Annotated in this window: 17 protein-coding genes; 8 read left to right on the forward strand and 9 right to left on the reverse strand. The window is 72.1% G+C overall.

Annotated elements, in window-relative coordinates:
* Window positions 1–81: 81 nt before the first annotated feature.
* Window positions 82–1122, reverse strand: coding sequence for an acyltransferase domain-containing protein (locus tag OG453_RS43675; RefSeq protein ID WP_266874381.1), 1041 nt, complete (start codon window positions 1120–1122; stop codon window positions 82–84).
* A gap of 370 nt (window positions 1123–1492) precedes the next feature.
* Here OG453_RS43675 and OG453_RS43680 point away from each other — a divergent pair, with 370 nt between their 5' ends.
* Complete coding sequence (locus OG453_RS43680) at window positions 1493–2965, forward strand: GMC oxidoreductase (RefSeq protein ID WP_266874382.1); 1473 nt, start codon at window positions 1493–1495, stop codon at window positions 2963–2965.
* 83 nt (window positions 2966–3048) lie between these two features.
* Here the strand turns inward: OG453_RS43680 and OG453_RS43685 are convergent, their stop codons facing one another.
* The 5 genes from OG453_RS43685 to OG453_RS43705 form a co-directional block, all read right to left on the reverse strand.
* A complete protein-coding gene (locus OG453_RS43685; RefSeq protein ID WP_266874383.1) occupies window positions 3049–4122 on the reverse strand; it encodes an LLM class flavin-dependent oxidoreductase in 1074 nt (357 codons plus the stop codon).
* A gap of 34 nt (window positions 4123–4156) precedes the next feature.
* Window positions 4157–4924 (reverse strand): SDR family NAD(P)-dependent oxidoreductase, encoded by a 768-nt coding sequence (locus OG453_RS43690; RefSeq protein WP_266874384.1) that lies wholly within the window; start codon window positions 4922–4924, stop codon window positions 4157–4159.
* A gap of 69 nt (window positions 4925–4993) precedes the next feature.
* Window positions 4994–5455 (reverse strand): nuclear transport factor 2 family protein, encoded by a 462-nt coding sequence (locus tag OG453_RS43695; protein WP_266874385.1) that lies wholly within the window; start codon window positions 5453–5455, stop codon window positions 4994–4996.
* Window positions 5456–5494: 39 nt separating this feature from the next.
* Window positions 5495–5935 carry a nuclear transport factor 2 family protein gene (locus tag OG453_RS43700; RefSeq protein ID WP_266874386.1) on the reverse strand — a complete coding sequence of 147 codons (441 nt, stop codon included), beginning with the start codon at window positions 5933–5935 and terminating at the stop codon, window positions 5495–5497.
* Between the two features lie 4 nt (window positions 5936–5939).
* Window positions 5940–6236 (reverse strand): antibiotic biosynthesis monooxygenase, encoded by a 297-nt coding sequence (locus tag OG453_RS43705; protein ID WP_266874387.1) that lies wholly within the window; start codon window positions 6234–6236, stop codon window positions 5940–5942.
* A gap of 246 nt (window positions 6237–6482) precedes the next feature.
* Here OG453_RS43705 and OG453_RS43710 point away from each other — a divergent pair, with 246 nt between their 5' ends.
* The 3 genes from OG453_RS43710 to OG453_RS43720 all read left to right on the forward strand — a co-directional run bounded on the left by OG453_RS43710 (window position 6483) and on the right by OG453_RS43720 (window position 9772).
* On the forward strand, window positions 6483–8102 hold the full coding sequence (locus tag OG453_RS43710) for an FAD-dependent monooxygenase (protein WP_266874388.1): 1620 nt from the start codon (window positions 6483–6485) through the stop codon (window positions 8100–8102).
* 48 nt (window positions 8103–8150) lie between these two features.
* Entirely contained in the window at window positions 8151–9020 is an 870-nt protein-coding gene (locus OG453_RS43715; RefSeq protein ID WP_266874389.1) for an NAD(P)H-binding protein, read from the forward strand.
* A 104-nt stretch (window positions 9021–9124) separates the two neighbouring features.
* Window positions 9125–9772 carry a TetR/AcrR family transcriptional regulator gene (locus OG453_RS43720; RefSeq protein WP_266874390.1) on the forward strand — a complete coding sequence of 216 codons (648 nt, stop codon included), beginning with the start codon at window positions 9125–9127 and terminating at the stop codon, window positions 9770–9772.
* Window positions 9773–9832: 60 nt separating this feature from the next.
* Here OG453_RS43720 and OG453_RS43725 read toward each other — a convergent pair whose 3' ends face one another.
* The gene (locus OG453_RS43725) at window positions 9833–10732 is read right to left on the reverse strand and encodes an AfsR/SARP family transcriptional regulator (RefSeq protein WP_266874391.1); all 900 of its coding nucleotides are present in this window, start codon (window positions 10730–10732) and stop codon (window positions 9833–9835) included.
* A 60-nt stretch (window positions 10733–10792) separates the two neighbouring features.
* Window positions 10793–10951: a hypothetical protein gene (locus OG453_RS43730; protein WP_266874392.1), complete on the reverse strand. Its 159-nt coding sequence runs from the start codon at window positions 10949–10951 to the stop codon at window positions 10793–10795.
* 349 nt (window positions 10952–11300) lie between these two features.
* Here OG453_RS43730 and OG453_RS43735 point away from each other — a divergent pair, with 349 nt between their 5' ends.
* Window positions 11301–16796 carry a type I polyketide synthase gene (locus OG453_RS43735; protein WP_266874393.1) on the forward strand — a complete coding sequence of 1832 codons (5496 nt, stop codon included), beginning with the start codon at window positions 11301–11303 and terminating at the stop codon, window positions 16794–16796.
* A 64-nt stretch (window positions 16797–16860) separates the two neighbouring features.
* The gene (locus OG453_RS43740; RefSeq protein WP_266874394.1) at window positions 16861–23385 is read left to right on the forward strand and encodes a type I polyketide synthase; all 6525 of its coding nucleotides are present in this window, start codon (window positions 16861–16863) and stop codon (window positions 23383–23385) included.
* Between the two features lie 97 nt (window positions 23386–23482).
* Here OG453_RS43740 and OG453_RS43745 read toward each other — a convergent pair whose 3' ends face one another.
* Window positions 23483–24244: a TetR/AcrR family transcriptional regulator gene (locus tag OG453_RS43745; RefSeq protein WP_266874395.1), complete on the reverse strand. Its 762-nt coding sequence runs from the start codon at window positions 24242–24244 to the stop codon at window positions 23483–23485.
* Between the two features lie 175 nt (window positions 24245–24419).
* On the opposite strand from OG453_RS43745, the gene OG453_RS43750 reads away from it, so the two are divergent.
* Window positions 24420–24569, forward strand: a complete 150-nt coding sequence (locus OG453_RS43750; RefSeq protein ID WP_266874396.1) for a hypothetical protein — start codon at window positions 24420–24422, stop codon at window positions 24567–24569.
* Window positions 24551–25333, forward strand: a complete 783-nt coding sequence (locus OG453_RS43755; protein ID WP_266874397.1) for a siderophore-interacting protein — start codon at window positions 24551–24553, stop codon at window positions 25331–25333. The genes OG453_RS43750 and OG453_RS43755 overlap by 19 nt, the downstream gene beginning before the upstream one ends.
* Window positions 25334–25391: the final 58 nt, after the last annotated feature.

Consider the following 25391-nt stretch of genomic DNA (forward strand, 5'->3'; position numbering starts at 1 on the left):
GGTGACCGGCCCCGGCGTGCCACGCTCGCAGTCCTGCCTGGAGGCGGGATGGTGGGCCTCTGGTTGCGTGCTGGTCCTGGCTCACCGCACGCTCGTCGGCGCCGGCAGCGGGTCGTGCGCCAACCACCCCTCGGACAGCAGTCGTTCGACCGCCGCGCGCAGGGTGTGCAGATCCGATGCGTCGCCCCGGGCGCGCGCGGGCAGCAGCCCCAGGGCGGCGGAGCGGCCGGTGCCGACCGCCGGATGCCGCCGGGCCAGGGCGGTCAGACCCTGCCCGGGCCCGGCCTCGAGCAGCATCAGCTCGCCGGTGGCGAGCAACGCATCGAGCGCGGGGCCAAAGAGCACCGGGGCGGCCGGCTGCTTCGCCCAGAACCGCGGGTCGGTCGCCTCGGCCGGAGTCAGCAGCCCTGCCGTGTACGCCGAGTGCAGCGCAAGCCGCGGTGCCCGCAGCGCCAGCCGGGACAGCGCGGGCAGCGCCGCCTGTGCCGCCGGGGCGAGGGCCGGACTGTGGAAGGGGCTGAGGGCGCGGGTCCTGCGGCAGGTGAACCCCGCCGCGCGCAGCTGTGCCTCCGCTGCGGCCAGCGGTGCCTCGGAACCGGCCAGGACCACCTGGCGCGGTGCGTTGACGGCGCCGACGACCACGTCGGCGTGCAGGAAGGGCGCCATGTCGGCGGCGGCTGCGTGCACCGCGAGCATGCCGCCGGCCGGCGCGGACTCGATGTGCGCCACCCGCTCGGCCATCAGCCCGGCCGCTTCCTCCAGGGTGAAGACACCGGCCAGGGTGGCCGCCGCGACCTCGCCGACGCTGTGGCCGAGCAGGGCCGCGGGCCGCACTCCCCAGTCGAGCACCATGCGGCCCAGCGCCCAGTCGACGGCGAACAGCAGGGGCTGGGCCCGGCGCACCCCGTCCAGATCCACGGCCGGGGAGTCAAAGAGCCAGTCGGCGCGCAGCGCGGCGCCCTGCGCGCCCCACACCTCGAACACCTCGTCCATGAGACGGCGAAACGGCGGATGAGCGCGGTACAACCCGGTGGCCATGCAAGGCTGCTGCGCCCCCTGACCGGGGAACAGCAGGGCCACACCGCGTGGTGCGGGAGCCGGGGACAAAGTGGTCGGGCGCACGGTTGCCTCCAAAGGACGGGGCGGGACGGGACGGCGCAACAGCCGCACCCTCGCACCACGCCCTGGAGGATCGGTCTCGATCCGGCAAGCGCCGCCCCGCCACTCTCCAGCAGGCCCCCATCTGCTTCCCAGCCCGGGTTCCCATAGTGGCAAGCACGGCCGACGGAGCGTGATCCGTCTCCTTCGGCTCAGCGCGCGCCCACCGCACACGGCCGCCGGACCACGGTCACCAAACCGTCGCCCGGCGGCCGTTGGCGTTGGCGTTGGATTCAGCGGCTCTGCAGCGGCTTCACAGTGAGCCTCCATCGCCGTCCGGGATGTTCGACGGTGTCCGACAGTCCGGGACGAAAAAGGGCAGGGAGGCCGCTCAGTGGAGAGGCAGCAGCACCGCGCCGACGTGGTGATCGTCGGCAGCGGTTATGGAGGTTCCATCGCCGCGCTAAGGCTGGCGGAGGCGGGGGTCGATGCCGTTCTGCTGGAGCGGGGGCGCCGCTGGCCGGTCGACGAGGCGGGCGACACCTTCGCGACACAGACGGCGCCCGACGGCCGTGCCGCATGGCTCAGCGAGACGTCACCGCTCACGGACGCCAAGCTCGACGTCTACACGGGCGTCCTGGAGTTCGTCGAGGGCAGCGGCATGAACGTCCTGGCCGGCACGGGGGTGGGCGGAGCCTCCTTGGCGACCAACGGCACGATGTGCGAGCCCTCGGCCGAACTGTTCCACCGCACCCTGGGCGATGTCCTGGACCACCGCGAGATGAGCGAGCGGTGGTATCCGCAGGCGCGTGAACTGATCGGCTGCGAGCCGATTCCGGACGACGTCTACCAGTCCGAGTTCTACCGCTCGGCCCGCTCGTTCGCCGACCAGCTGGACAAGGCCAAGATCCCGTGGGGCAAGGTCGACCTGGCCGTGGACTGGGACGTGGTCCGCCAGGAGATGGCCGGTACCCGGGTGCGTTCCCAGATCGACGGTCTGAACGTCTTTGGTGTCAACAGCGGCGCCCAGCGCAGCCTCGACCGCACGCTGCTGGCCCGCGCCGAGGCGTCGGGGCACATCGAGGTGCGGCCGCTCAGCGTGGTGAGCGCCGTGCGCCCGGCCGACGGCGGCACCGGGTACCACGTCGACTACGAGTCGATCGACGAGCGGGGCGAGGTGCGCTCCCGCCACCGGATCACCGCCACGCGGCTGGTGCTGTCCGCCGGCACCCTGGGTACCAACCGGCTGCTGCTGCGCGCCAGGGCGAGCGGCGCACTGCCCGCCCTGCACGGCGCGCTGGGTACGCGCGTCGGCAACAGCGAGGTCATCACGGCCCGTACCGGCATGGCGGAGAACAACCCCCGCCAGGGCGGTCCCGCGGCGATCTTCGCGCAGGACTGGCAGGACAACCCGCTCGGTCCGGTGTCGCTGCTCAACTTCCCCTGGCCGGACGCCCCGGAGGGGGAGGGCTGGACCACCACCATCGGGGCCGTCCCGGCGCCGGCGCTCGGTGCCTTCCGCTACGACCCGGACAAGGACGACGTCGTCCTTGACTGGCCGGCCGACGACCCGGAGCTCGCCCGAGCGCAGTCCGCCATCACCCACACCCTGGACCGGCTCAACGAGGCCAACCCGGGCACCCGTACGGCGTTCAGCCGGATCGGCACCACCGGCGGCAACGTGGTCGGCGGCGTACCGCTGGGCACGGTGACCGACGACGCGGGCCGCGTCAACGGCTACCGCGGCCTCTACGTGGTGGACGGTTCGCTGCTGCCCGGCACCGGTGTCCCGCCGGCGCTGACCGTGGCCGCCGTCGCGGCGCGCGTGACCTCGCTGCTGGTCCACGACCTCGTCCGCCCCCGCTGATTGCGGACGGACACCGGCACACATGAAGGGGCTTTCCCGGACGAGGTCCGGGAAAGCCCCTTCGGGCGGTGCAGGCGCCGGTGTCAGCCGACGGTGGCCGACGTGTCGCGGAAGTGCGGCATGACCTGCTCGGCGAAGAGCCGCATGCTGCGCGTGGACTCCTCGTGGCTGGGGTTGCCGGAGATGACCTGCAGGCTGACGACGATGTCCCCGAACCACTCACGGATCGTCCGCAGCCGTTCGGTGACCTCCTGCGGGGTGCCGACCAGCGCCTTGTTCTCGGCCAGTGACCGGTCGAAGTCGGCCCGTGCGATGTTCTGCACGATCTTCTCGTAGCCCGCGTACACCTCGCTGCGCCGCTGGCCCCAGGAGGCCACCGCGTCCCGCATGACCGTGTTGCTGCGCTGTGAGTACTCCTTGCCCTTCGCGCGGGCCTCGGCGGTGTCCTCGCTGAGATAGCAGTTGTAGCTCATGTGGACCTCGCCCTCGCCGGGGTGGCCCGCATCCGCCCAGGCCTTGCGGTAGAGGCCCAGCATCTCCTGCACGGTCTCGCGCTTGGAGATCGAGGGGACCATCATCAGGCCGTGGCCGTCACGGCCGGCCTGCTCGCAGGAGGAGGGGGTCTTCGCCGTGGCCACCAGGATCGGCGGATGCGGGCGCTGGTAGGGCCGCGGCAGCAGGGTGACCGGGCCGAAGGAGTGGAAGGTGCCGTTCCAGACGACGTCCTCCTCGCTCCACAGCTTCTGGCAGGCCGCCAGGCCCTCGTCGAAGCGCGCCCTGCTCTCGTCCATGTCGATGCCGAAGGCGTCGAACTCGTCGGGCAGGAAGGCGCGTCCGAAGCCGACCTGGAGCCGGCCGCGGGAGATGTTGTCGAGCATGGCCAGCTTGCCGGCCAGCTTCAGCGGATGCGTGAACGCGGGAATGACGGCGCCGGTCACCAGCTTGATGCGGCTGGTGCGGGCCGCGGCGGCGGCCAGGAACGTGACCGGGTCGGGGCTGTAGCCGCCGTACTTGAAGAAGTAGTGCTCCACCGTCTTGACGTGGTCGAACCCGAGGTCCTCCGCGAGCGCGACCAGGCTCAGGCTCTCCTCGAAGTAGTCCGCCGCGTCCTTGTCGTCGGGCCCCATGGTGGGAAAGAAGTTGATGCCGAATTCCATGCTGGCTCCCTTGTGCTGGCAGTCGAGAGGGCGGTCAGAAGACGACGCTCGCGCCGCCGTCCACGGGCAGGACGAGGCCGGTGGCGAACGACGCCTCGGGGCGGGCCAGGGCGACCATCCACCAGGCCACCTCCTCCGGCTGGCCCACACGGCCCAGCGGCACCCGGCCGCGCTGGCGTGCGCGCAACTGCGCGATGCCCTCGGGGTCGAGCCCGGCGTGCTCCGCGATGGGTGTCTCGACCGGGCCCGGGGCGATGCCCGCGACCCTGACCCCCTTGGGGGCGAGTTCCAGTGCCCAGGTGCGGGTGAGGAAGTCGAGAGCGGCCTTCGTGGCGCCGTAGACCGAGTGACCGGGCCAGCCCCGCTGGTTGCCGGCCGTGGTGACGTTGATGACGAGGCCCTTGGCGGCCTCCAGCAGAGGCAGCGCCTCCTGGGTGAGGAACAGCGGCGCGAGCAGGTTCGTGGCCACCTGGTTGCGGGTGTTGTCCGGGTCGATGCGGCCCAGGGGCGCGGACCCCATCGTGACGGCATTGTTGACCAGGACGTCGATGCCGCCGAGTTCACGCTCGGCCGCTGCCACTACGGCGCGCGGTGTCCGCGGGTCGGCAAGGTCGGCGCCGAACGGATGGATGCCCGCGTGGCCGCGGGCGGTCTGGGCGAGTACGGCGGTCCTCCGGCCGACCACCATTACGCGGGCGCCCTCGGCGGCGAAGGCGTGCGCGGCCGCCCGGCCGATTCCCGTACCGCCCCCGGTGATCACCACCGTCCGGTCCTGGAGCAGGCCCTGTGCTGGCTGAGTCATGGCTGCACTTCCTGGCTGGGGTGCGCGAGGCCGTGCCGAGGACAGGCTCCGGGACGGCCTCGCGAGGTGTCAGTACTCGTAACGCTCGCCGTCGGCGCCGACCGGTGACCACCACAGGTTGCCCTGGGTGACACCGTCGGCGAACAGGGCGCTGCGGCCCTCGACGATCCGGCCGTCCTCCCAGCGCAGCATGTGCACACCCTCGACCTGCAGCCGATCGTAGGGGGAGGTCGCGCCCTCCTTGGCGTGCTCGCGGTAGCCGTCGAGGCGGTACACGTCGATCGACACACCGGCCTCCTGGTCGATGAGGACCTCGAGCGTCTCAGAGCTGATGCGGCCGCCCGTGGCGGCCATCAGCTTGCCCATCTTGGCCAGGTAGTCGTCCAGGCCGACGAACCAGCCGGCGTACTGGTGGTTGCCCGGCATCTGGAAGCGCACGTTCTCCGACCAGTACCGGAGAATCTGCTCCCGGTCCCCGGTCACCAGTGACGCGTACGCCGCGGCCACCCGGTCGCGTGTCAGCTCGGTCATGCTCACAACCTTCTTTCCTCGTGCTGGATGCCGGCCGGATCAGGTGCCGTCGTGGGTGATCAGGCGGTGGCTGACCCGCCACTGGCCGTCCTGGAGGACCAGGACGTCCTCGCCGGTGGTACTGAGATAGGTGGACGCCCGGCCGCCCCGAGGGGTCTCGAAGACCATGGCGTAGTAGCGGGTCAGTACGGTCTCGGCGTCCTGCCGCTCCGTGGCGACCATGCCGAACCAGTGCCGCCGCTGTACGTCGAGCGTGGCCAGCCGGTCCATCCCGGCGCGCATCCGCTCGGCGATGACCGCGCGGCCCGTCCAGGGCTCCGGCTTCACGTTCTGCGCGAAGACCCCGTCCTCGGTGAATCCGTCGGCCCATTCCTCGGCCGCCCGCTCGTCGAGGAGCTGCATCTGATGGGCGTAGAACTGGACGATCCGGGCGTAGGTCTCACCGTCGACCGGGTTGCTGATCTTGAGAGGTCCGGTCACCGGTTCAGGCCTCCCCGACGCCGGACTCGACCAGGTCGGACAGGTGCGGCTCTCCCTTGATGACCGTGCCCAGTGCCTTGAGCCGGTTGCGGAACTCCGGCTCCTTCAAAGCCTGTTCGAACGACGTCTGGTCCTCCCACTCCGCGACGTTGAAGTACACGGAAGGGTCGCTCTGCGAGCGGACGAGCTGGTAGCGGACGAGACCGGGACGGGTGCGCATGAACTCGGCGACATGGGCGTAGATGCGTTCCAGGTCCTCGGCCGCTCCGGTGAGTGTCAGCTTGTTGACGAAGACGACCACGACGACTCCTGTGTCTCGAAGGGTGAGGGCGGCACTCGCGCGGTCCGCCCCTGCCACCTTCGACGCGCCCGCTGATGGCCTGTTGGGGCGGCGGTGGAGGGCAGCGCCGCCCACCGGGACCCCATCAGTGCTCCAACGGCCCTCCGCAGACTGGCTTCCTGGCCGGCCCGCCCCCTGGCGGCGCCCCCGGACAACCCAAGACGACCCAAGACAACCCAGGACAACCCAAGCGACCAAGGAGTGGCCGTGTCGGACGAGCACGTACCCGTTCTCATCGTGGGCGGCGGCCTCGCGGGCCTGACCACCGCGCTGTTCCTGGGACTCCACGGCGTCAGGCCGCTGGTGGCGGAGAAACATCCGGGCACCTCGGTCATCATGAAGGCGCGCGGGCAGTACCCCCACACCATGGAGGCGCTGCGGATCGGCGGTGTCGCCGACCGGATCGCCGCCGCGGGGCCGGACGCCGGCACCGGCGAGTTCTACATGGTGGTGGCCGACAGCCTGGCGGGCCCCGTCCTCAAGCGGATCATGACCGAGGGCGAGATGGCGATGCGTCATGTCTCGCCCGAGGACTGGGCGATGGCAGGGCAGGAGCGGACCGAGGTGATCCTGGCCGACCGGGCCCGGGAGCTCGGCGCCGAGCTCCTCTTCGACACCGAACTGGTCTCCCTGGCCCAGTCGCCGGACGTGGTCACCGCTGTGCTGCGGGACGTGCGCACCGGCACCGAGCGGACGGTGACGGCCGACCATGTGGTGGGCGCCGACGGCGCGCACAGCCCCGTGCGACAGGAACTGGGCATCGCCATGCACGGCCGCGGGAACCTCGGCGAGATCTTCCGGGTCTTCTTCGACGCCGACCTGAGCGAACCGCTGCGCCAGCTGCCGGGGGTCGCGGAAGGCCGCAAGTTCGCGCTCTTCTGGCTGCAGCAGCCGGCACCGGGCGTCTTCTACACCACGGACGTGCCCGGCCGTTACGGCTATGTGCTCGGCATGTCCCAGAACCCGCCGGACTTCGCCACCTTCACCCAACAGCGGTGCGCCGAACTGGTCCGCACCGGCCTGGGCCTGCCCGATCTGCCGTTGAAGGTCGTCGAGACGGGACGCACCGACATCGTCAGCGAGATCGCCGACCGGTTCAGCGACGGCCGCGTCCACCTGGTGGGCGATGCGGCCAGGCTGGTGCCCGCGCCGGGCGGCCTCGGCGGCAACACCGCGATCACGGACGGCTTCTACCTGGCGTGGAAGCTGGCGATGGTCGTCAAGGGCGAGGCCGGTCCCGGACTGCTCGACAGCCACGACGCGGAACGCCGTCCGGTCTCGGAGATGATCGGGGAGCAGCAGCTGCGCAACACCGTGGAACGACTGGCGGGTTACCTCGACGACGGGGAGCTCGCCGCGCCGCTGCCTCCCGTCGTCCAGGCCTTCGGCTACCGGTGCGCGGACGGCGCCGTGGTCCGCGAGCCCGACGACGCCGCGGAACTCCTTGAGGACCCGGCCGCCCCGACCGGCCGCCCCGGATCACGGGCGCCCTATATACCGCTGCCCGAAGGCTCACCGGCCGCCTCCACCACCGCCCTGTTCGGCCGCTCCTTCGTCCTGCTCACCGGGGACGGCCCACAGGACCCGTGGACGGCCGCGGCCGCCGAGGTGGCCGACCGGCTCGGCATCACCCTGCCGGTGCACAGACTCGCCGGCGCCCAGTGGGAGAAGAGTTACGGCGTGAGCGGAGCCGGCGCGGTGCTGGTGCGGCCCGACCGCTTCATCGCCTGGCGCTCCAGCGGCCCGGCCGGGGACACCGACGCCGCGCGGCAGTGCCTGGAGAGCGCCCTGCGCACCGTCCTGGACCGCCCCGAACCGGCCCACTAGCGGCCTTCGACCCACCCCACACATGTACGGACCAACGAGGAGACGACGATGATTCTGGTGACCGGAGCCACGGGAAACGTGGGCGGGAAGGTGCTGTCGCTGCTGCGCGCCGACGGGCACAAGGTGCGGGCGCTCACCCGCGATCCGGGCCGGGCGGCGTTCGCCGCGGGAGGGGACCTGGAGGTGGTCGCCGCCGACCTGGGGCGCCCCAAGACGCTGCCGCCCGCGCTGGAGGGAGTGCAGAAGGTCTTCCTGATGTCGCTCGGTGCGAACAAGGCGACCCACGACGCGCATCTGGTGGCCGCCGCGCGTGAGGCGGGCATCGAGCACATCGTGCAGCTGTCCACCCTGGGGGTGGAGATGGCCGAGGACCCGAAGACCAACCCGCTGGGCCACTGGCACCGAATCGCCGAGGACGCGCTGCGGGAGTCGGGGGTGCCGTGGACGATTCTGCGGCCGAACGGCTTCATGAGCATGAACCTCGGCTGGGCCGCGTCCATCAAGGCCGAAGGCGTCGCCCGCGGGCCGCTCGCGGACGTGCCGGAGGCGATCGTCGACCCGCGGGACATCGCCGAGGTCGCGGTGCGGGCGCTCACCGGGCAGGGCCACCAGGACCAGGTGTACGAGCTGACGGGGCCGCAGGCGCTGACGGGCCGTGAGCAGCTCGCCGTGGTCGGTTCGCTGCTCGGGCGGGACCTGCGCTTTGAGACGGTTCCGCTCGCGGCGCACCGGGAGATGATGCTGCGCCACTTCTCCGAGGAGACCGTGAACGGGGTGATCACGACGCTCAAGGAGGCGATCGAGCACGGCAGCGAACTGCACGGCCGGCTGTCGCCCGACGTCCGCCGGGTACTGGGCCGCGAGCCGCGCTCCTTCGCCGTCTGGGCCCACGACCACCTGGACTTCTACCGCGCCTGACGGGCACGTCGTCCCGCCCGGATGGTCGTGCCCGCCCTCCGGGCGGGGGAAGAACTGGCACACTCTGTTCCGAACAGCAGATCAACGAACCACGGGGAGCCGTCATGTCCACGCAGGCCGACGCCGCAGGACGCAGTTCGCCGGTGCCGGGGCGCGGCATGGACCCACGGGCGGCCCGCAGCCGGGCCGCCGCCCTCGCGGCGGCCCAGGAGCTGCTCGTGGAGCAGGGGTGGTCCGCGGTCACCCATGTCGCCGTCGCCGCACGCAGCGGGGTGGGCCGCACCACGCTGTACCGCCACTGGCCCGACTCCTCGTCCCTCATCTACGAGGCCATCGCCCAGCGCATCGCGAACGCCCGCCCCACGCGCACGGGCGTGCTCCGTGACGACCTGGTCGGCCAGCTCAACGGTCTGCGGGCCCTGCTGCACGACCCGGTGGGGGAGCGCGGGATGCGGGTGGTCATCGAACGCGCCGGTGTGGACCCGACGTTCGCCGAGCTCAAGGCGTCGCTGTACCAGGCGGGCTCCGGAGGGTTCCGCGCGATCGTCGAGCGGGCGAAGGAGACCGGCGAACTGCCCGGCGACCTGGACACCGAGCTGGCCATCGACCAGCTCGCGGGCCCGCTGATGTTCCGCCGGCTCCTCGCGGAGCGCACCTTCGGCGCGCAGTACGTGCACACCGTCGCCGACGCCTTCCTCGCGGCCAACCCGCCATCCCGGCACGGGACGGCGGACGGCAGCGAGAAGGGCTGAGGCGCCACCCCGGACAGGCAGTGCGCGCCTCAGCCCTCCTCGCCGTGCCGTGTGGTGCGGTCAGCGCCGCACCAGCTGCTCCCGGCGCCCCGCGGGTCCCCCCGCGGTCACCAGATCGCCGCCCGCGGGCACCAGCCGTCCGTTCGACGCACCGGGTTCGGCGGCCAGCACGGAGTCGGTGTGCGCCAGGATGTCGATGGCGGGGTCGCCCGCCAGGATCGCCTGGTGCAGACGGCGCACCCGGGGCGAGGGGTCCAGGCCCAGCTCCTCGCGCAGCACGGTGCTCAGCCGCCGCAGCACCTCCAGCGCCTGGGTGCGGCGGCCGGTGCGGTGCAGCGCGAGCATGAACTGGGCGTGCAGGCTCTCGTGCATCGGGTACTTGGCCGTGAGCTGGCTCAGCTCGCCCAGCAGCTCCTGGTGACGGCCCAGGCGCAGATCCGCGGCGATGCGCTGCTCCTGCACGCTCGTGCGCTCCTCCTCCAGGCCCACGAGATGAGCCCGCAGGACAGGACCTCGCTGTACGTCGGAGAGCGCGGCCCCCTTCCACAGCAGCAGGGCTTCGGAGAGACGGGCCGAAGCCCGCACGTCGTCGTGGTGGAGCGCCGAGCGGCCCTCGCGCACCAGGGACCAGAAGCGGTTGGTGTCGAGTTCCTCGCTGCGCACGGCCAGCAGATAGCCGCCGTCACGGGTCTCCAGGATGAGGCGGGCGGCCTGGAGGCTGCCGATCCGCGGCACCCGCCGCAGGCTGCGCCGCAGCTGGAGTATGTAGGACTGGAGGGTGGAGAGCGCGCTGTTGGGAGGGGAGTTCTCCCACAGCTCTTCGATACACGTGTTGGTGGACACGACCTGGTTCGCGTTGAGGAGCAGCAGAGTGAGCAGCTGTCGCTGCTTGGGAGCCGTCGGAGTGTAGGACTCGCCGCGCTCGTTCATGCGCAGGGGTCCCAGTACGGAGAATTCCACGTCGGTCTCGCACACCTTCCAAGAGAGTGACAAGAGTTGTGTTGCCCCGTGCCCGGCGGGTCAGAGAACCCTTTCCATGCCGCCGTCGATCAGGTCGGCGAACTCCTGCGGTGTCCCCCACCGCCCCACCGGCCCTCCCGTCGCCTCCGCCGCCGCCGGGCCAATCCCCCGACCCGTTGCCGTCACCACCACGGACTTCCCCGCATGCTGCAAATCCATGATCTGGATGCCCCCTGTTTTGTGCTGCGCGAATTCGCCTAACTGGAATGAAGATTAATCGGGTGTGCACACCTGCCGTCAACCGGTGGATCACATCGTTCGAACCCCGCCTCTGGTACGGGCTCTGACCTGCGGTCATCGGCTTCCTGGGGGAGGGGAACTCCACGGTAACGAACCGCTCTCCGGCCCGTCGGCGCCGGCAATTACCGGGTCGTGACTAAGTCCCGTTTAGGCTTTTCGCGAATGTGGCCCCGCTGAAATTCATCGCCCCACGATTCACTGCCCGTCCATTTACCCACCCATTTACCCACCTCACTTGTACGTGTGACCTTGGAGCGGTTGGATTCTGATGGCTGATGAGAAGGAACTGCGGGAGTACCTCAAGCGTGCGGTCGCAGATGCGCGGGATGCCCGGCGGCGGCTGCGTGAGGTGGAGGACCGGGCGTGCGAGCCGATCGCGATCGTGGGGATGGCGTGCCGGTTTCCGGGTGGGGTGAGCAGCCCGGAGGGGTTGTGGAAGCTGGTGGACCGCGGGGTGGACGCGATCTCCCCGTTCCCGGCCGACCGGGGCTGGGACGAGAATCTCTACGACCCGGACCCGGACCGTGCGGGCAAGTCCTATGTGCACGAGGGCGGGTTCCTGGAGGATGCCGCCGGTTTCGAGCCGGAGTTCTTCGGGATGTCGCCGCGGGAGGCCATGGCGGCCGATCCGCAGCAGCGGCTGCTGTTGGAGACGGCGTGGGAGGCGATGGAGAGTGCGGGCGTGGTGCCGGCCGCGTTGCGCGGCAGCCGCACCGGCGTCTTCGCCGGGCTGATGTACCAGGGGTTCGCCGCGAGCATCCTGGACGACGTCCCCGTCGACATCCAGGGCTATGTCGCAGGAGGCGCTTCCAGCAGCATCGCCGTGGGCCGGGTCTCGTACACGTTCGGGTTCGAGGGCCCCGCGGTGGCGGTGGACACGGCGTGCTCGTCGTCGCTGGTGGGGATTCACCTGGCGGCGACGGCCCTGCGCCAGGGGGAGTGCGACCTGGCGCTGGCCGGGGGCGTGACGGTGATGGCCACACCGACGTCGTTCGTGGAGTTCTCGCGGCAGCGGGCGCTGTCGCCCGCGGGGCGGTGCAAGTCGTTCGCGGCGGGGGCCGACGGCACGGTGTGGGGGGAGGGTGCGGGTCTGGTGCTGCTGGAGCGGTTGTCGGATGCGCGGCGTCTTGGGCATCGGGTGCTGGCGGTGGTGCGGGGTTCGGCGGTGAACCAGGACGGTGCGTCCAATGGTCTGACGGCTCCCAACGGTCCCTCGCAGGAGCGTGTGATCCGGGAGGCGTTGGGGAGCGCTGGGCTCTCGTTCGCGGATGTGGATGCGGTGGAGGCGCACGGGACGGGGACGCGGCTGGGCGACCCGATCGAGGCGCAGGCACTGCTGGCCACCTACGGGCAGCAGCGTCCTGAGGGCCGTCCGCTGTACCTGGGGTCATTGAAGTCGAACATCGGGCACAGCCAGGCCGCCGCCGGTGTGGGCGGTGTGATCAAGATGGTGGAGGCGATGCGGCGCGGGGTGCTGCCCAAGACGCTGCACGTGGATGAGCCGTCCCCGCAGGTGGACTGGGACTCCGGTGCGGTCGAACTGCTCACCGAGGCCACACCTTGGCCGGTGTCAAAGGAGCGGCCGCGCCGTGCGGGTGTCTCTTCGTTCGGCATCGGCGGGACGAACGCGCACGTGATCGTGGAGGAGGCTCCTCCCGCGGCTCCCGCGGCTGCCTTGCAGGAGCCGCCGATCGCTGCCGCCGCTGGACTGTCGGTGGTGCCCTGGGTGGTCTCGGGGCGCTCGGCGCAAGGACTGCGGGGGCAGGCGGCGCGGCTGCTTGCGGCCGTGGAGTCCGTGGAGGCCGTGGAGTCCGGCTCCGCCCCGGAGCCCCGGGACGTGGCCTGGTCCCTGGCGTCGGGGCGGGCCGTGCTGGACACGGCCGCGGTGGTGGTCGGCGCTACCCGGGCGGAGCTGGTGCGCGGCCTGACGGCACTGGCATCGGGTGCGGCGGACGGTTCGGCGGCGGCGGGGGCGTCGCGCTCACGTAACGCGGCGGATCTGGCCTTCGTGTTCACGGGGCAGGGGGCCCAGCGGCCCGGCATGGGCCGGGAGCTGTACGAGGCGGTTCCTGAGTTCGCCGCGGTGTTCGACGAGGTGTGCGAGGCGCTGGACGCGCACCTCGCGCGGCCGTTGAAGGACGTGATGTTCGCCCAGGAGGGATCGGAGCAGGCGCAGCTGCTGGATCGGACGGAGTTCACGCAGCCGGCGTTGTTCGCCCTGGAGGTGGCCCTGTTCCGTCTCCTCGAGCGGTTCGGTGTGGTGCCGGACTTCGTGGCCGGTCATTCGGTGGGCGAGGTGGCGGCGGCGCATGCGGCGGGTGTGCTGTCGCTGGCGGATGCGGCCCAACTCGTGGTGGCACGGGGGAGGCTGATGGGATCCGCGCGTGAGGGGGGCGCGATGCTCGCGGTCCAGGCCGACCCGGAGAAGGTCGCCGGCGACCTGGCCGCACTGGCGGGCAAGGTGTCGCTGGCCGCGGTCAACGGGCCGGACAACGTGGTGGTCTCCGGTGACACGGAGGCCATCGAGGACCTTGAAGCGCGCTGGCGCGCAGAGGACCGGCGGGTGCGCCGGCTGCGGGTGAGCCATGCCTTCCATTCACCGCACATGGACGGCGTCCTCGAAGAGTTCGAGCAGATCGTCCAGGGCCTGTCGCTCCAGGCGCCGCGGATTGCACTGGTGTCGACGGTGACGGGCAAGGTGCTGTCCGGTCAGGAAGCATGCTCGCCGCGGTACTGGGTGCGGCAACTGCGCGAGGCGGTGCGGTTCTTCGACGCGGTGCGCTGTCTGGAGCAGGAGGGCGCCGCCGACTTCGTCGAGCTCGGCCCGGACGGGGTGCTCAGCGCCCTGGTCTCGGCCGGGGCCGAACGGGATCCCGGTCTGGTGGCGCCGGTGCTGCGGGCGGACCGGCCGGAGCAGGAGTCGCTGGCGGCTCTGCTGGGCCGGCTGTACGCCCGCGGGCGGCACGTCGAGTGGACACGGGTGCTGCCGGGCGCGGTGCGGGTGGATCTGCCGACCTATGCCTTCCAGCGCAAGCGGTACTGGCTGGAGGAGCACTCCGGGAGCGGGGACGCGGCCGGTCTCGGGCTCGCCGGCGCCGGGCATCCGCTGCTGGGCGCCGCGGTGCCGGTCGCCGACCAGGACCAGGTCCTGCTCACCGGACGCATCTCCCGCCGCACCCACCCCTGGCTCGCCGGGCACACCGTCCTTGGCACCGACGTCGTACCGTCCTCGGTGTTCGTCGAACTCGCCGTCCGCGCGGGCGACGAGAGGGGCTGCACCGTCCTGGAGGAACTCTCCCTCGCCGCCCCGCCGGTGCTGCCGCAGACGGGCGGGCTGCAGATCCAGGTCCGCGTCGGCGCGTGTGACGACACCGGCCGCCGCACCGTCACCATCCACGCCCGGCCCGACGCCAAAGACCCCGCCCACACCCCCGACAGCCCGTGGAACGCCTGCGCCCAAGGGATCCTCGCGGTCGACGATCCCGCCCGGACGCGGGCCTCGACCGTGGACCCGGCAACCGGAGCCCCGACCGGCGAAGAGGACGGACGTGAGGGCAAGACGACCCAGGTCCGCCTCCCCGAAGAACTGCTGGCGCAGGCCGGGCGCTACGGCCTGCACCCGGCCCTCCTCGACGCGGCGCTGTCCGCCTCCCCGGCACCCGCCGCGGCCAACGGCGCGGAAGGCGTCCTCGTGCCCGCCCTCTGGCGCGACGTCCGGCTGCACGCCGTGGGCGCCGACACCCTAGGAGTGCGGTCGACCCGCCTCGACGACCAGACCCTCACGCTGGACCTCCTGGACCCCGAGGGCCGGCCGGTGCTCGGCGTCGGATCGCTCACCTACCGGGTCGTGCCCGAGGAGGAGTTCGGCGCCACCTGCGCGCCGCGCGGCACGGGCCTGTCCATGATCGAGTGGATACCCTACGACGCCGCCCCCGAGCCCACGGCCCGCTGGGCGGCAATCGCCGCCGACGTGCCCGGCATCCCCCGCTTCGACGATCTCGGTGCGGCCGCGCGGGCCCTTACGTCGGGCGAGGCGGCCTTCGACCTGCTGCTCGTGCCGTGGCCGTCGACGGGCGACGTGCACGAGGGAACACACCGGGCGCTCTCCTTCGTGCAGGAACTGCTGGCCCAGGACGCGCTGCAGGGCACGCCGGTCGTGGTGCTGTCCCGCAACGCGGTCGTGACGGGCGATGACGACGCGACGCGCCTGGACCTGGAAGCGGCGGCGGTACGCGGGTTGTTGCGTACCGCGGGCGCCGAGGGCGCAGGCAGCCTCGTACTGGCCGATGCGGATACGCACACCCCGCCGCTGGACCTGCTGGCGTCCGCGGCACGCTCCGGGGAGTCCGAACCGGCGGTGCGCGCCGGCCGGATCCACGTGCCCCGGCTGCGTCCGGTCCCGGCCGACCGCCCGACCGGGCAGCCGTGGAAGCCGGACGGCACGGTCCTGGTGACCGGCGGCACCGGAACCCTGGGGGCCGTGCTGGCCCGGCATCTGGTGGCAGAGCACGGCGTCAGGGATCTGCTGCTGGTCAGCCGTCGTGGTGCCCAGGCGCCGGGCGCGGCCGAACTGAGCACCGAGCTGGGCGAGTTGGGAGCTCGCGTGACGTTGGCCGCGTGTGATGCGGCGGACCGGGAGGCACTGGCGGCGCTCCTTGCGGCGATACCGCAGGACCGTCCGCTGACCGCGGTGGTGCACACGGCCGGCGTGCTGGACGACGGTGTGCTGTCCGCGATGACAGCGCAACAGCTCGACCGGGTCCTGCGGCCCAAGAGCGACGCGGCCCAGAACCTGCACGAGCTCACCCGGCACCTGGACCTCACCGCCTTCGTCCTCTTCTCCTCCTCCGCCGGTACGTTCGGCGGGCCCGGCCGGGCGAACACCGCGGCCGCCGACGCCTGCGCCGAAGGCCTGGCCCGCCACCGAAAGGCGCTCGGGCTGCCCGCCACCGCCGTGGCCTGGGCCAGGTGGGAACTCGACGGCTCCGGCGCCGCGGCGCGGCGCTCCGGTCTCGACCTGCTCAAGCCGCTCACCGCGGATCAGGGCCGTGGCCTCTTCGACCGGGCGCTCGACCTCGGCGCGGACGCGGGCTCTGCCGCCGTGGTGATCGCGGGCGTCGTGGACCGGGCCGCGCTGCACGCTCACGAGGCCGTGCCGCCCGCGTTGCGCGACCTGGCCGCAGGCCCGGCGCGCCGCACCGCGCACACTGCCGGCGACGCGGGGGGCGCCACGCTGGCCGACCGGCTCACGGACCTGGACGAGGCGGAACGCGGCACGCTCCTGCTGGACCTGGTCCGGACGCAGGCGGCGGCCGTGACGGGCCGGCCGGACCTGCACGCGATCGCCGCGGACCAGGCGTTCCAGGAGATGGGGTTCGACTCGCTGGCGGCCGTCCAGCTGCGCAACCGTCTGACGGCCGCGACCGGGCTCAACCTTCCGGCCACCCTGGTCTTCGACCACCCGACCCCACGCGACCTCGCCGCTCACGTCCTCGACCGCCTTGGTCCTGCCGAGGCCGACGTGTCCACGCATGTCCTGTCCGAGCTGGACCGCATCGACACCATGCTCGCTGCGGTCTGCGAGGACGAGCGGCACCGGCAGATGGTCCGTCGGCGCCTCCAGAGCATGGCGTCCAGGCTCGGCGCCCCGGCGCAGGGAACCGCCCGAGCCGACGATCCGGCCCCCGCCGACCGGATCGAGTCCGCGTCGGTGGACGAGCTGTTCGCCCTCATCGACACGGAACTCTCCGGCCCCGCCGACTGACCTCTCGTCAGCTCGCCCCACCGTCAACAGACTTTCTGAACTTCCTGAAAGGGATACCGAGCCGATGTCCAACGAAGACAAGCTTGTCGACTACCTCAAGCGGGTGACGTCCGATCTCCAGGAGACCCGCAGGCGGCTGGCCGAGCGGGAGGCGGCCGACGACGAGCCCGTCGCCATCGTGGGCATGGCCTGCCGCTATCCCGGCGACGTCGCCTCGCCCGCCGATCTGTGGAACCTGGTCGACCAGGGGACCGACGCGGTCACGGAACTGCCGCACGACCGCGGCTGGGACATCGAGAAGATCAAGGAGAAGAGCTACTCGGTCGAGGCGGGCTTCGTGCACGAGGCCCCCCTGTTCGACGCGGGCTTCTTCGGCATCTCTCCGCGCGAGGCCGTGGCGATGGACCCGCAGCAGCGGCTCCTGCTGGAGACCTCCTGGGAGTTGTTCGAGCACGCGGGCCTGGACGTCACCGCGTTCAAGGGCAGCCGGACCGGTGTGTTCGTCGGCATCGTGGAGGAGAGCTACCTCGGGCTCAACGCCCCCGAGGAGTTCGAGGGCTACCTCATGACCAGCAAGCTCAGCAGTGTGGCTTCTGGCCGGATCTCGTACACCTACGGCTTCGAGGGGCCCGCGGTGTCGCTCGACACGGCCTGCTCCTCGTCCCTCGTCGCGATGCACTCGGCGATCCGGTCGCTGCGGTCCGGCGAGTCGACCCTGGCTGTCGCCGGCGGTGTGACGGTCAGCTGCGACCCCGGCGGCCTCATCGACTTCGCCAAGCAGCGCGGTCTCGCCGCCGACGGGCGGTGCAAGTCGTTCGCCGCCGCGGCCGACGGCACCGCCTGGTCCGAGGGTGCGGGGCTGGTGCTGCTGGAGCGGTTGTCGGATGCGCGGCGTCTTGGGCATCGGGTGCTGGCGGTGGTGCGGGGTTCGGCGGTGAACCAGGACGGTGCGTCCAATGGTCTGACGGCTCCCAACGGTCCCTCGCAGGAGCGTGTGATCCGGGAGGCGTTGGGGAGCGCTGGGCTCTCGTTCGCGGATGTGGATGCGGTGGAGGCGCACGGGACGGGGACGCGGCTGGGCGACCCGATCGAGGCGCAGGCACTGCTGGCCACCTACGGGCAGCAGCGCCGTGACGGGCGCCCCCTCTACCTGGGCTCGCTGAAGTCGAACATCGGCCACAGCGTCGCCGCCGCCGGTGTCGGCGGTGTGATCAAGATGGTGGAGGCGATACGGCGCGGGGTGCTGCCCAAGACGCTGCACGTGGACGCTCCGACGCCGGAGGTGGACTGGGACTCCGGTGCGGTGGAACTGCTCACCGAGGCCAGGCCCTGGCCCGGCACGGGGGCGCCGCGCCGGGCCGCCGTCTCCTCCTTCGGAGTGAGCGGGACGAACGCGCACGTGGTGCTGGAGGAAGCCCCGGAAGAGCCCTCCCCCTCGCCCTCGCCCGCACCGGACCCGGAGGCCGCCGACGCCGCCGGCGCCTCGACGGTGGTGCCGTGGGTCGTGTCGGGGCGTTCCCTCGAGGGCGTACGGGGGCAGGCGGCGCGGCTCCTTGCGGCCGTGCAGGCCGATCCCGCGCCGGCGCCCCGGGACGTGGCCTGGTCCCTGGTGTCGAGCCGTGCGGTCTTCGAGGACCGTGCGGTCGTCACCGGCAGTTCCCGGGACGAACTGGTCGCAGGCCTTGGCGCGTTGGCCCGCGGCGAGTTTGCACCGGGCGTCGTGAAGGGCACCGCGTCCGGCACCGCGGGCCGCGCGGTGTTCGTGCTGCCCGGCCAGGGCACCCAGTGGACGGGCATGGCGGTGGGGCTGCTGGACTCCTCACCGGTGTTCGCCGAGCAGATGGGCGCGTGCGGCCGGGCGCTCGCCGAGTTCGTGGACTGGGACCTTAAGGGCGTGCTCCGCCAGGCACCGGGCGCGCCGTCGCTGGAACGCGTCGACGTGGTGCAGCCGGTGTCCTGGGCGGTGATGGTGTCGCTGGCGGCGCTGTGGCGCTCCTACGGCGTGCAGCCGGCGGCGGTGGTGGGCCACTCGCAGGGCGAGATCGCGGCCGCGTGCGTGGCCGGCGCGCTGTCCCTGGCCGACGGGGCGCGCGTGGTGGCGCTGCGGTCGCAGGCCATCGCGGCGGGCCTGGCCGGCGGGGGCGGGATGGTGTCCGTGGCACAGGCGCCGGCGGACGTCGAGACCCGCCTTGCGCGCTATCGGGGCCGGCTGGAGGTCGCGGCGCTGAACGGCCCCGGGTCCGTCGTGGTGGCGGGCGACCCGGACGCGCTGGACGAGCTCCTTGCGGAGTGCGAGGCCGCGGGCGTGCGGGCCCGGCGGATCGCGGTGGACTACGCCTCGCACACCTGGCACGTGGAGCGGATCGAGGACGAACTGGCCCGTGTTCTGGCCGACGTGCGGCCGCTCCCCTCCGAGGTGCCGTTCTTCTCGACGATGACCGGCGACTGGCTGGACACCTCCACGATGGACGCCGGGTACTGGTACCAAAACCTGCGCCAGACGGTGCGCTTCCACTCCGCCGTCCAATCCCTTGCCGCCGAGGGCTTCGGCACGTTCATCGAGGTCAGTGCGCACCCGGTGCTGTCCACGAGCGTCCAGGACATACTCGAGAGCGCGACGCGGCCCGAGGTCCCGGCCGTGGTGGCGGGGACACTGCGCCGCAACGAGGGAGGCCTGGGCCGCTTCCTGACCTCGCTGGCCGAGGTGTGGGTGCAGGGCGTGGACGTCGACTGGACCGGGGCCCTGGCCGGTGCGGGCGCCCGGCGGGTGGACCTGCCGACCTACGCCTTCCAGCGCAAGCGCTACTGGCTCGACGAGCAGGCCGTGACCGGGGACGCGGCGAGCCTTGGCCTCGCCGCTGCCGGGCACGCGCTGCTGGGCGCCGCGGTGCCGGTCGCGGACGGCGACGAGGTCCTGCTGACCGGGCGCATCTCCCGGCTCACCCACCCCTGGCTCGCCGGGCACACCGTCCTTGGCACCGACGTCGTACCGTCCTCGGTGTTCGTCGAACTCGCCGTCCGCGCGGGCGACGAGAGGGGCTGCACCGTCCTGGAGGAACTCTCCCTCGCCGCCCCGCTGGTGCTGCCGCAGACGGGCGGGCTGCAGATCCAGGTCCGCGTCGGAACGTCCGACGACACCGGCCGCCGCACCGTCACCGTCTCGGCGCGCACCGACGCCGCCGACACGCTCTGGACGGTCCACGCGGCGGGCCTGCTGGGCGCGGACGCCACAGCCGACGCGGCGGGCCTCCAGCAATGGCCGCCGCCCGGCGCCGAGGAAGTCGCCCTCGACAGCGGGACCGCGGAGCCGACCGGGGCCGGCACCGGGCACGGGCCGACCCTCCCGGGCATCACCGCGGCCTGGCGCTCCGGCGACACCCTGTTCGCGGAGGTGAGCCTTCCCGAACAACTACAGGCGGGCTGCGCGTACTTCGGACTGCATCCGGCACTGCTGGACATGGCCGTGCGCGCCGTAGGCCTGGCCGAGGACGAGCCGGCGAGCCCCCTCGCGCCGATCGCCGCCGACTGGCGAGGGGTGCGCCTGCACGCCGTCGGAGCCGCCGCCCTGCGCGTCCGCATCGACCGGGCCGCGGACGGCTTCACCCTGCTGGCGGCGGACCGCGTCGGGCACCCCGTCCTGAGCGCCGAGCGGGTCGAGCCGCGCGCACTGAGCGCCCAGACCCTCGACGAGTCGCTCAAGCACGGCTACGACGCGCTGTTCGAGACGGCCTGGCAGCCGCTCCGCGGCACGCGGGAAGACACCGGCGGCCTGCGCTGGGGCCTGCTCGGCGACCGCGGGGGCAGCCTCACCGTGCCCGGCGCCCGGGCCTTCGCCGACATAGGCGCCGTCGCGGCCGCCGACACACCGGTGGACGCCGTCCTCCTCGACCTCACGCGACCTCACGAGCCGCCGTCGGGAGCGGATGTCCCCGGCTTCGTGCGTGCGGCGGCGCACCGGATGCTGGCGCTGCTGCAGGAATGGCTGGCACAGGAGCGGCTCGCCGCCACCCGGCTCGTCGTGGCGACCCGGGGAGCGATGAGCCCGCTGGGGGAGGGAACGGCAGATCCGCAGGCCGCCGCACTGTGGGGGCTTGTGCGCTCGGCACAGTCGGAGGCGCCGGGCCGGATCGTGCTGGTCGACATCGACGGCGACCCGCGTTCCGCGGCCGCACTGCCGACGGCCCTCGCCTCGCAGGAGCCGCAGACGGCGATCCGGGACGGCAGGATCCTCCTGCCTCGGCTGCGCCGCGTCGCTCCCCCCACCGCCACCGCCACGGGCATGAACCGCAACCGGTGGAAGCCCGACGGCACGGTCCTGGTGACCGGTGGTACCGGATCCCTGGGCGCGCTGTTCGCCCGGCGGCTGGTCGCCGAGCACGGGGTGGCGCGGTTGCTGCTGGTGAGCCGGCGCGGGCCGGGCGCCCCCGGGGCGCAGGAGCTGCGCCGGGAACTGACCGGTCTCGGCGCCGAGGTGGAGATCGCCGCGTGCGACATCACGGACCGGGAGGCGCTGGTGGATCTGCTGGCCGGCGTCCCCGCCGACCGTCCGCTGACCGGCGTCGTGCACACGGCCGGTGTCCTGGACGACGGTCTGCTGCAGGACCAGACGCCCGAACGCCTCGACACGGTCATGCGCCCCAAGGTCGACGCGGCGTGGCACCTGCACGAGCTCACCCGCGACCTCGGCCTGACGGCGTTCGTCCTCTTCTCCTCCCTCGCCGGTGTGATCGGCGGCGCCGGACAGTCCAACTACGCGGCCGCCAACGTGTTCCTCGACGCCCTGGCCGAACACCGCGCCGCCGCGGGACTCGCCGCCACCTCCGTGGCCTGGGGCGTGTGGACCCAGGACAGCGGCATGACCGGCCACCTGAACGATGCGGACCTCAACCGCATCGCCCGGGGCGGCTTCCGCCCCATCGGGCAGGAGCAGGGGCAGGCCATGCTCGACACCGCGCTGCGGCTCGGGACACCCGCCCTGGTGGGTACGCCGCTCGACCCGGGAACCCTGCGCGAACGGCCCTCACAGGCACCGCCCGTGCTGCGGGCACTGCTGCGCACACCGGTGCGCCGCACGGCCCAGAACGTCGACAACGGCTTCGACACCCTGCTCGGGCGGCTGGCCGGACTCGAGGAGAAGGAACAGCTGCGCCGGGTGCTCGACGTGGTCCTGGCCGAGACCGCCACCGTGCTCGGGCACACGAGCACCGACGGCATCCGGCCGGCACAGCGGTTCTCGGAGCTGGGCTTCGACTCCCTCACCTCCGTCGAACTGCGCAACCAGCTGGCCGGCACCACCGGCTGCCGGCTCCCGGCCACGGTGGTCTTCGACCGGCCCACGCCGACGGAGCTCGCGGCCTTCCTGCGGACCGTCCTTCTGGAGCGGCTGGGGGAGCAGGTGTCCACCGCGCGCGACGCGGTGGACTTCGAGGCCGAGATCGACCTGCCCGCCGACATCGTTCCCGCGGCAGAGGTGTCCTACGAGGTCACCGACCCGCAGGAGGTCCTGCTGACGGGCGCCACCGGCTTCCTCGGCGCCTTCCTGCTCCGTGACCTGATGCGCTCGGGACGCGGCACGGTGCACTGCCTCGTCCGCGGCGCCGACGAGGAGGCGGCGCGGGCACGGCTCAGGGCGGGCCTTGAGTGGTTCGGTGTGTGGGACGAGATCGACCCCGCCCGGCTTTCCGTGGTCGTCGGCGATCTCGCCGAGCCGCGTCTGGGGCTCGAGGAGAGCGACTTCGACAGCCTGGCGAGGCGCGTGGACGCCGTCTACCACGCCGGGGCGACCGTCAACTGGCTTTACCCGTACACGGAGTTGAAGGCGCCCAACGTGTCCGGCACCGTCGAGGTGCTGCGGCTGGCCGCACGTGAGCGCTCGGTTCCGGTCCACTACGTGTCGACGACGGGAGTCTTCTCCGGCGGTGAGTCCGACGGCATGCCCCGCAGGCCGGACGACCCGACCGCGCCCGTCGAGCGCCAGCCCACCGGCTACGTGCAGAGCAAGTGGGTGGCGGAGCGGATCGTGGGCCTGGCCGCGGACCGGGGGCTGCCGGTCACGATCCACCGGGCCGACGTCATCTCGGGCGACCAGGCACGGGGGGCCTGCCAGACCAGTGACTTCGTGTGGCTCAGCCTCAAGGGCCTGGTCCAGGCCGGCGCCGCCCCCGAAGGTCTGGGCGGGAACGTGCACTTCGTGCCGGTCGACTACGTCAGCGCGGCGATCGTCGCCCTGTCCCGGAAGAAGGAGGCGTCCGGACAGATCTTCCACCTGTTCAACCAGAGCGGGGTGACCTTCCGCGACTGCGTGGAGTATCTGCGGGGGTACGGCTACGCGATCGACGAGGCGGATCACGGCAGTTGGCGCGCCCTGGTGCAGGCGGACCGCGACAACGCCATGCTGCCGCTCTTCGACGCGTTCGAGGCGATCGCGCTGGGCGGCGACGGAGCCTTTGCGGGCATCGACACGACCTCCACGGAGACGGCCCTGGTCGGCACCGGCGTCGAGTGCCCCCCGCTCACGGAGGAACTCTTCCGGAAGTACGTCGAGTTCTTCGTGCGCGTCGGCCACTTCCCCGCGCCGGGCAGGCGGTGAAGGGCAGGTCGTCTTCGGGCTCGATCCGCCGTCCGCCCCCGCCCCTCTCCCAAAGGGGCGGGGGCGGACGGCGGGCGGCCGGGCGCCGCTGCCGTCGCTACGACTCCTGCGGCGGCAGGTACTCGAGGTTGTGCAGGACGCACAGTTCCCTCAGGCTCTCCTCGAAGACCGGCTCAAGATCCGAGTAGGCGAAGTCCAGTTGGTGGAGGACTTCCATGCACAGCAGCCCGTAGAGCCTGATCCAGCTCTTCAGGAACTGGTGCAGTGCCTCGGGAGGCAGCGGGCTGTCGGCCCGGGCCGCGTACTCGAGGATCTGCTCCTGCAAAGAAGGAGGCAGATCCTCGAACCGCGTGGCCGGGGAGGGGTTCTTCTCCCAGATGTCGACGAACTGGTCGAGGAAGACCTTCTCGAACTGCTGCCCGGCACGCAGCCGCGGCGACTCCGCGTCGTGGCGTGCCGCCGCGCGGACCGGACTGGCGAACATCCAGCGGAACTCACCGGGGTGGTTGATCGCCCATGCCCGCATCGAGCGGCAGGTGGCGGCCAGCCGCCGGCCGGGGTGCTCCGGCGGGCAGGCGTCCCGCGCCGCCTGCATGGTCGTCGTCAGCTCCTGGTAGAAGTCCGCGATCACCGCTTCGACCAGCGCGTCATGGCTGGCGTAGTAGCGGTACACGGCGGGTCCGCTCATGCCCATCTCGCGGGCCACGGCGTTGACCGTCACGCCCGTCGGTCCGTGCTTGCGCAGGAGCTGGCGGGCCGTGCTGCGGATCTCCAGCAGGGTGGCTTGCCGGCGCTTCTCCACGCGGCTGCTTGACGTCTGCTGCGGCATCTTCCTGTCCTCGCTTCCAGTCATTGACATGATAGGTAACCTATGGTTTGTTAGTGCCTGTAAGGTAAGTCATTGCGTAAAACATTAATGAGCAAGCGACGCAGAGTCCACAGCTGCTCCACGGTCCGGATGTGAAGGAGCTTGTCGGGGTGGCGGGAGAGGGCGCCGGCCACCGTCGATCCGGGGCGTCCGCCGGGTGGTGGCGGTGCAGGACACCCGAATCGAGCAGCTGATCGACGCGCTGGAGAAGGCGGCCACCGCGGGCCTTGCCGTGCGGTCGGGCGCGGAGCGACCGGAAAAGCACCTCGCATCACGCAACCACGAGAAGGAGTCGTCATGCCGGACGGTACGGTGAAGCCCGCGCGGCGCCCGTCACTCAATCCCCTCGAGCACCTCTTCGCCAAGCAGCGGCTGGAGGGAGTGATCACGGAGACGGACTCAGTGACCCCGACGATGAAGCGCATCCGGATCGCCGCCGACGGGCTGAGCGGAACGGTCATCCCCCCGGGGCGTCACATCCGGATCCAGATCAACGACCCCCTGTCGCTGTACGGGATCCTGCGCCCGGGTGAAACGCTCCGCACCTACTCCGTCTGGGATCAGTCGGATGACGGCCGGGAAGTTGAAATCCGAACGCATCTTTACGACGGCGAGGGTATCGGACTGCGCTGGACCCGCGATGTTCAGGTCGGCCAGGAGGTCTCGTTCTGGGGGCCGTTGGGTGATTTCGACCTCCGGACGGACGCTCCGTACCACGTGTTCGTCGGCGAGGAGACGGCGTCCGCCGCGTTCGGCCCCATGATCAGGGCGCTCGGGTCCGAGGCGCGGGTGTACGGGGTGCTGGAGAGCGAGTCCCCCGACGACGAGGTGCCCGTGCCCGGGCCGCACATCCTCAGGCGCGCGTACCGCAGGGGCGCATCCCCGGTCTCCTCGCAGGCTCTGCTCGGCGCGGTGTCGGACCTGGACCTCCCCGAGGAGATCGGCGTGGCGTACGTCGCGGGTGAGGCGCGTACGTGCCAGGCGGTCCGGGACCACCTCGTCCACGTGCGGAAGTGGCCCCGTACTCAGATCAAGGTCAAGCCCTTCTGGACACCGGGGAAGCGAGGGCTTCACCACTGAGCCAGGGGACGGGCTCCCTTGACCGTCCTCCTGGTCCCCCTCCCCGGCGCGCGGGGAA

Origin of the sequence: Streptomyces sp. NBC_01381, from assembly GCF_026340305.1 — a bacterium.
GTDB lineage: Bacteria > Actinomycetota > Actinomycetes > Streptomycetales > Streptomycetaceae > Streptomyces.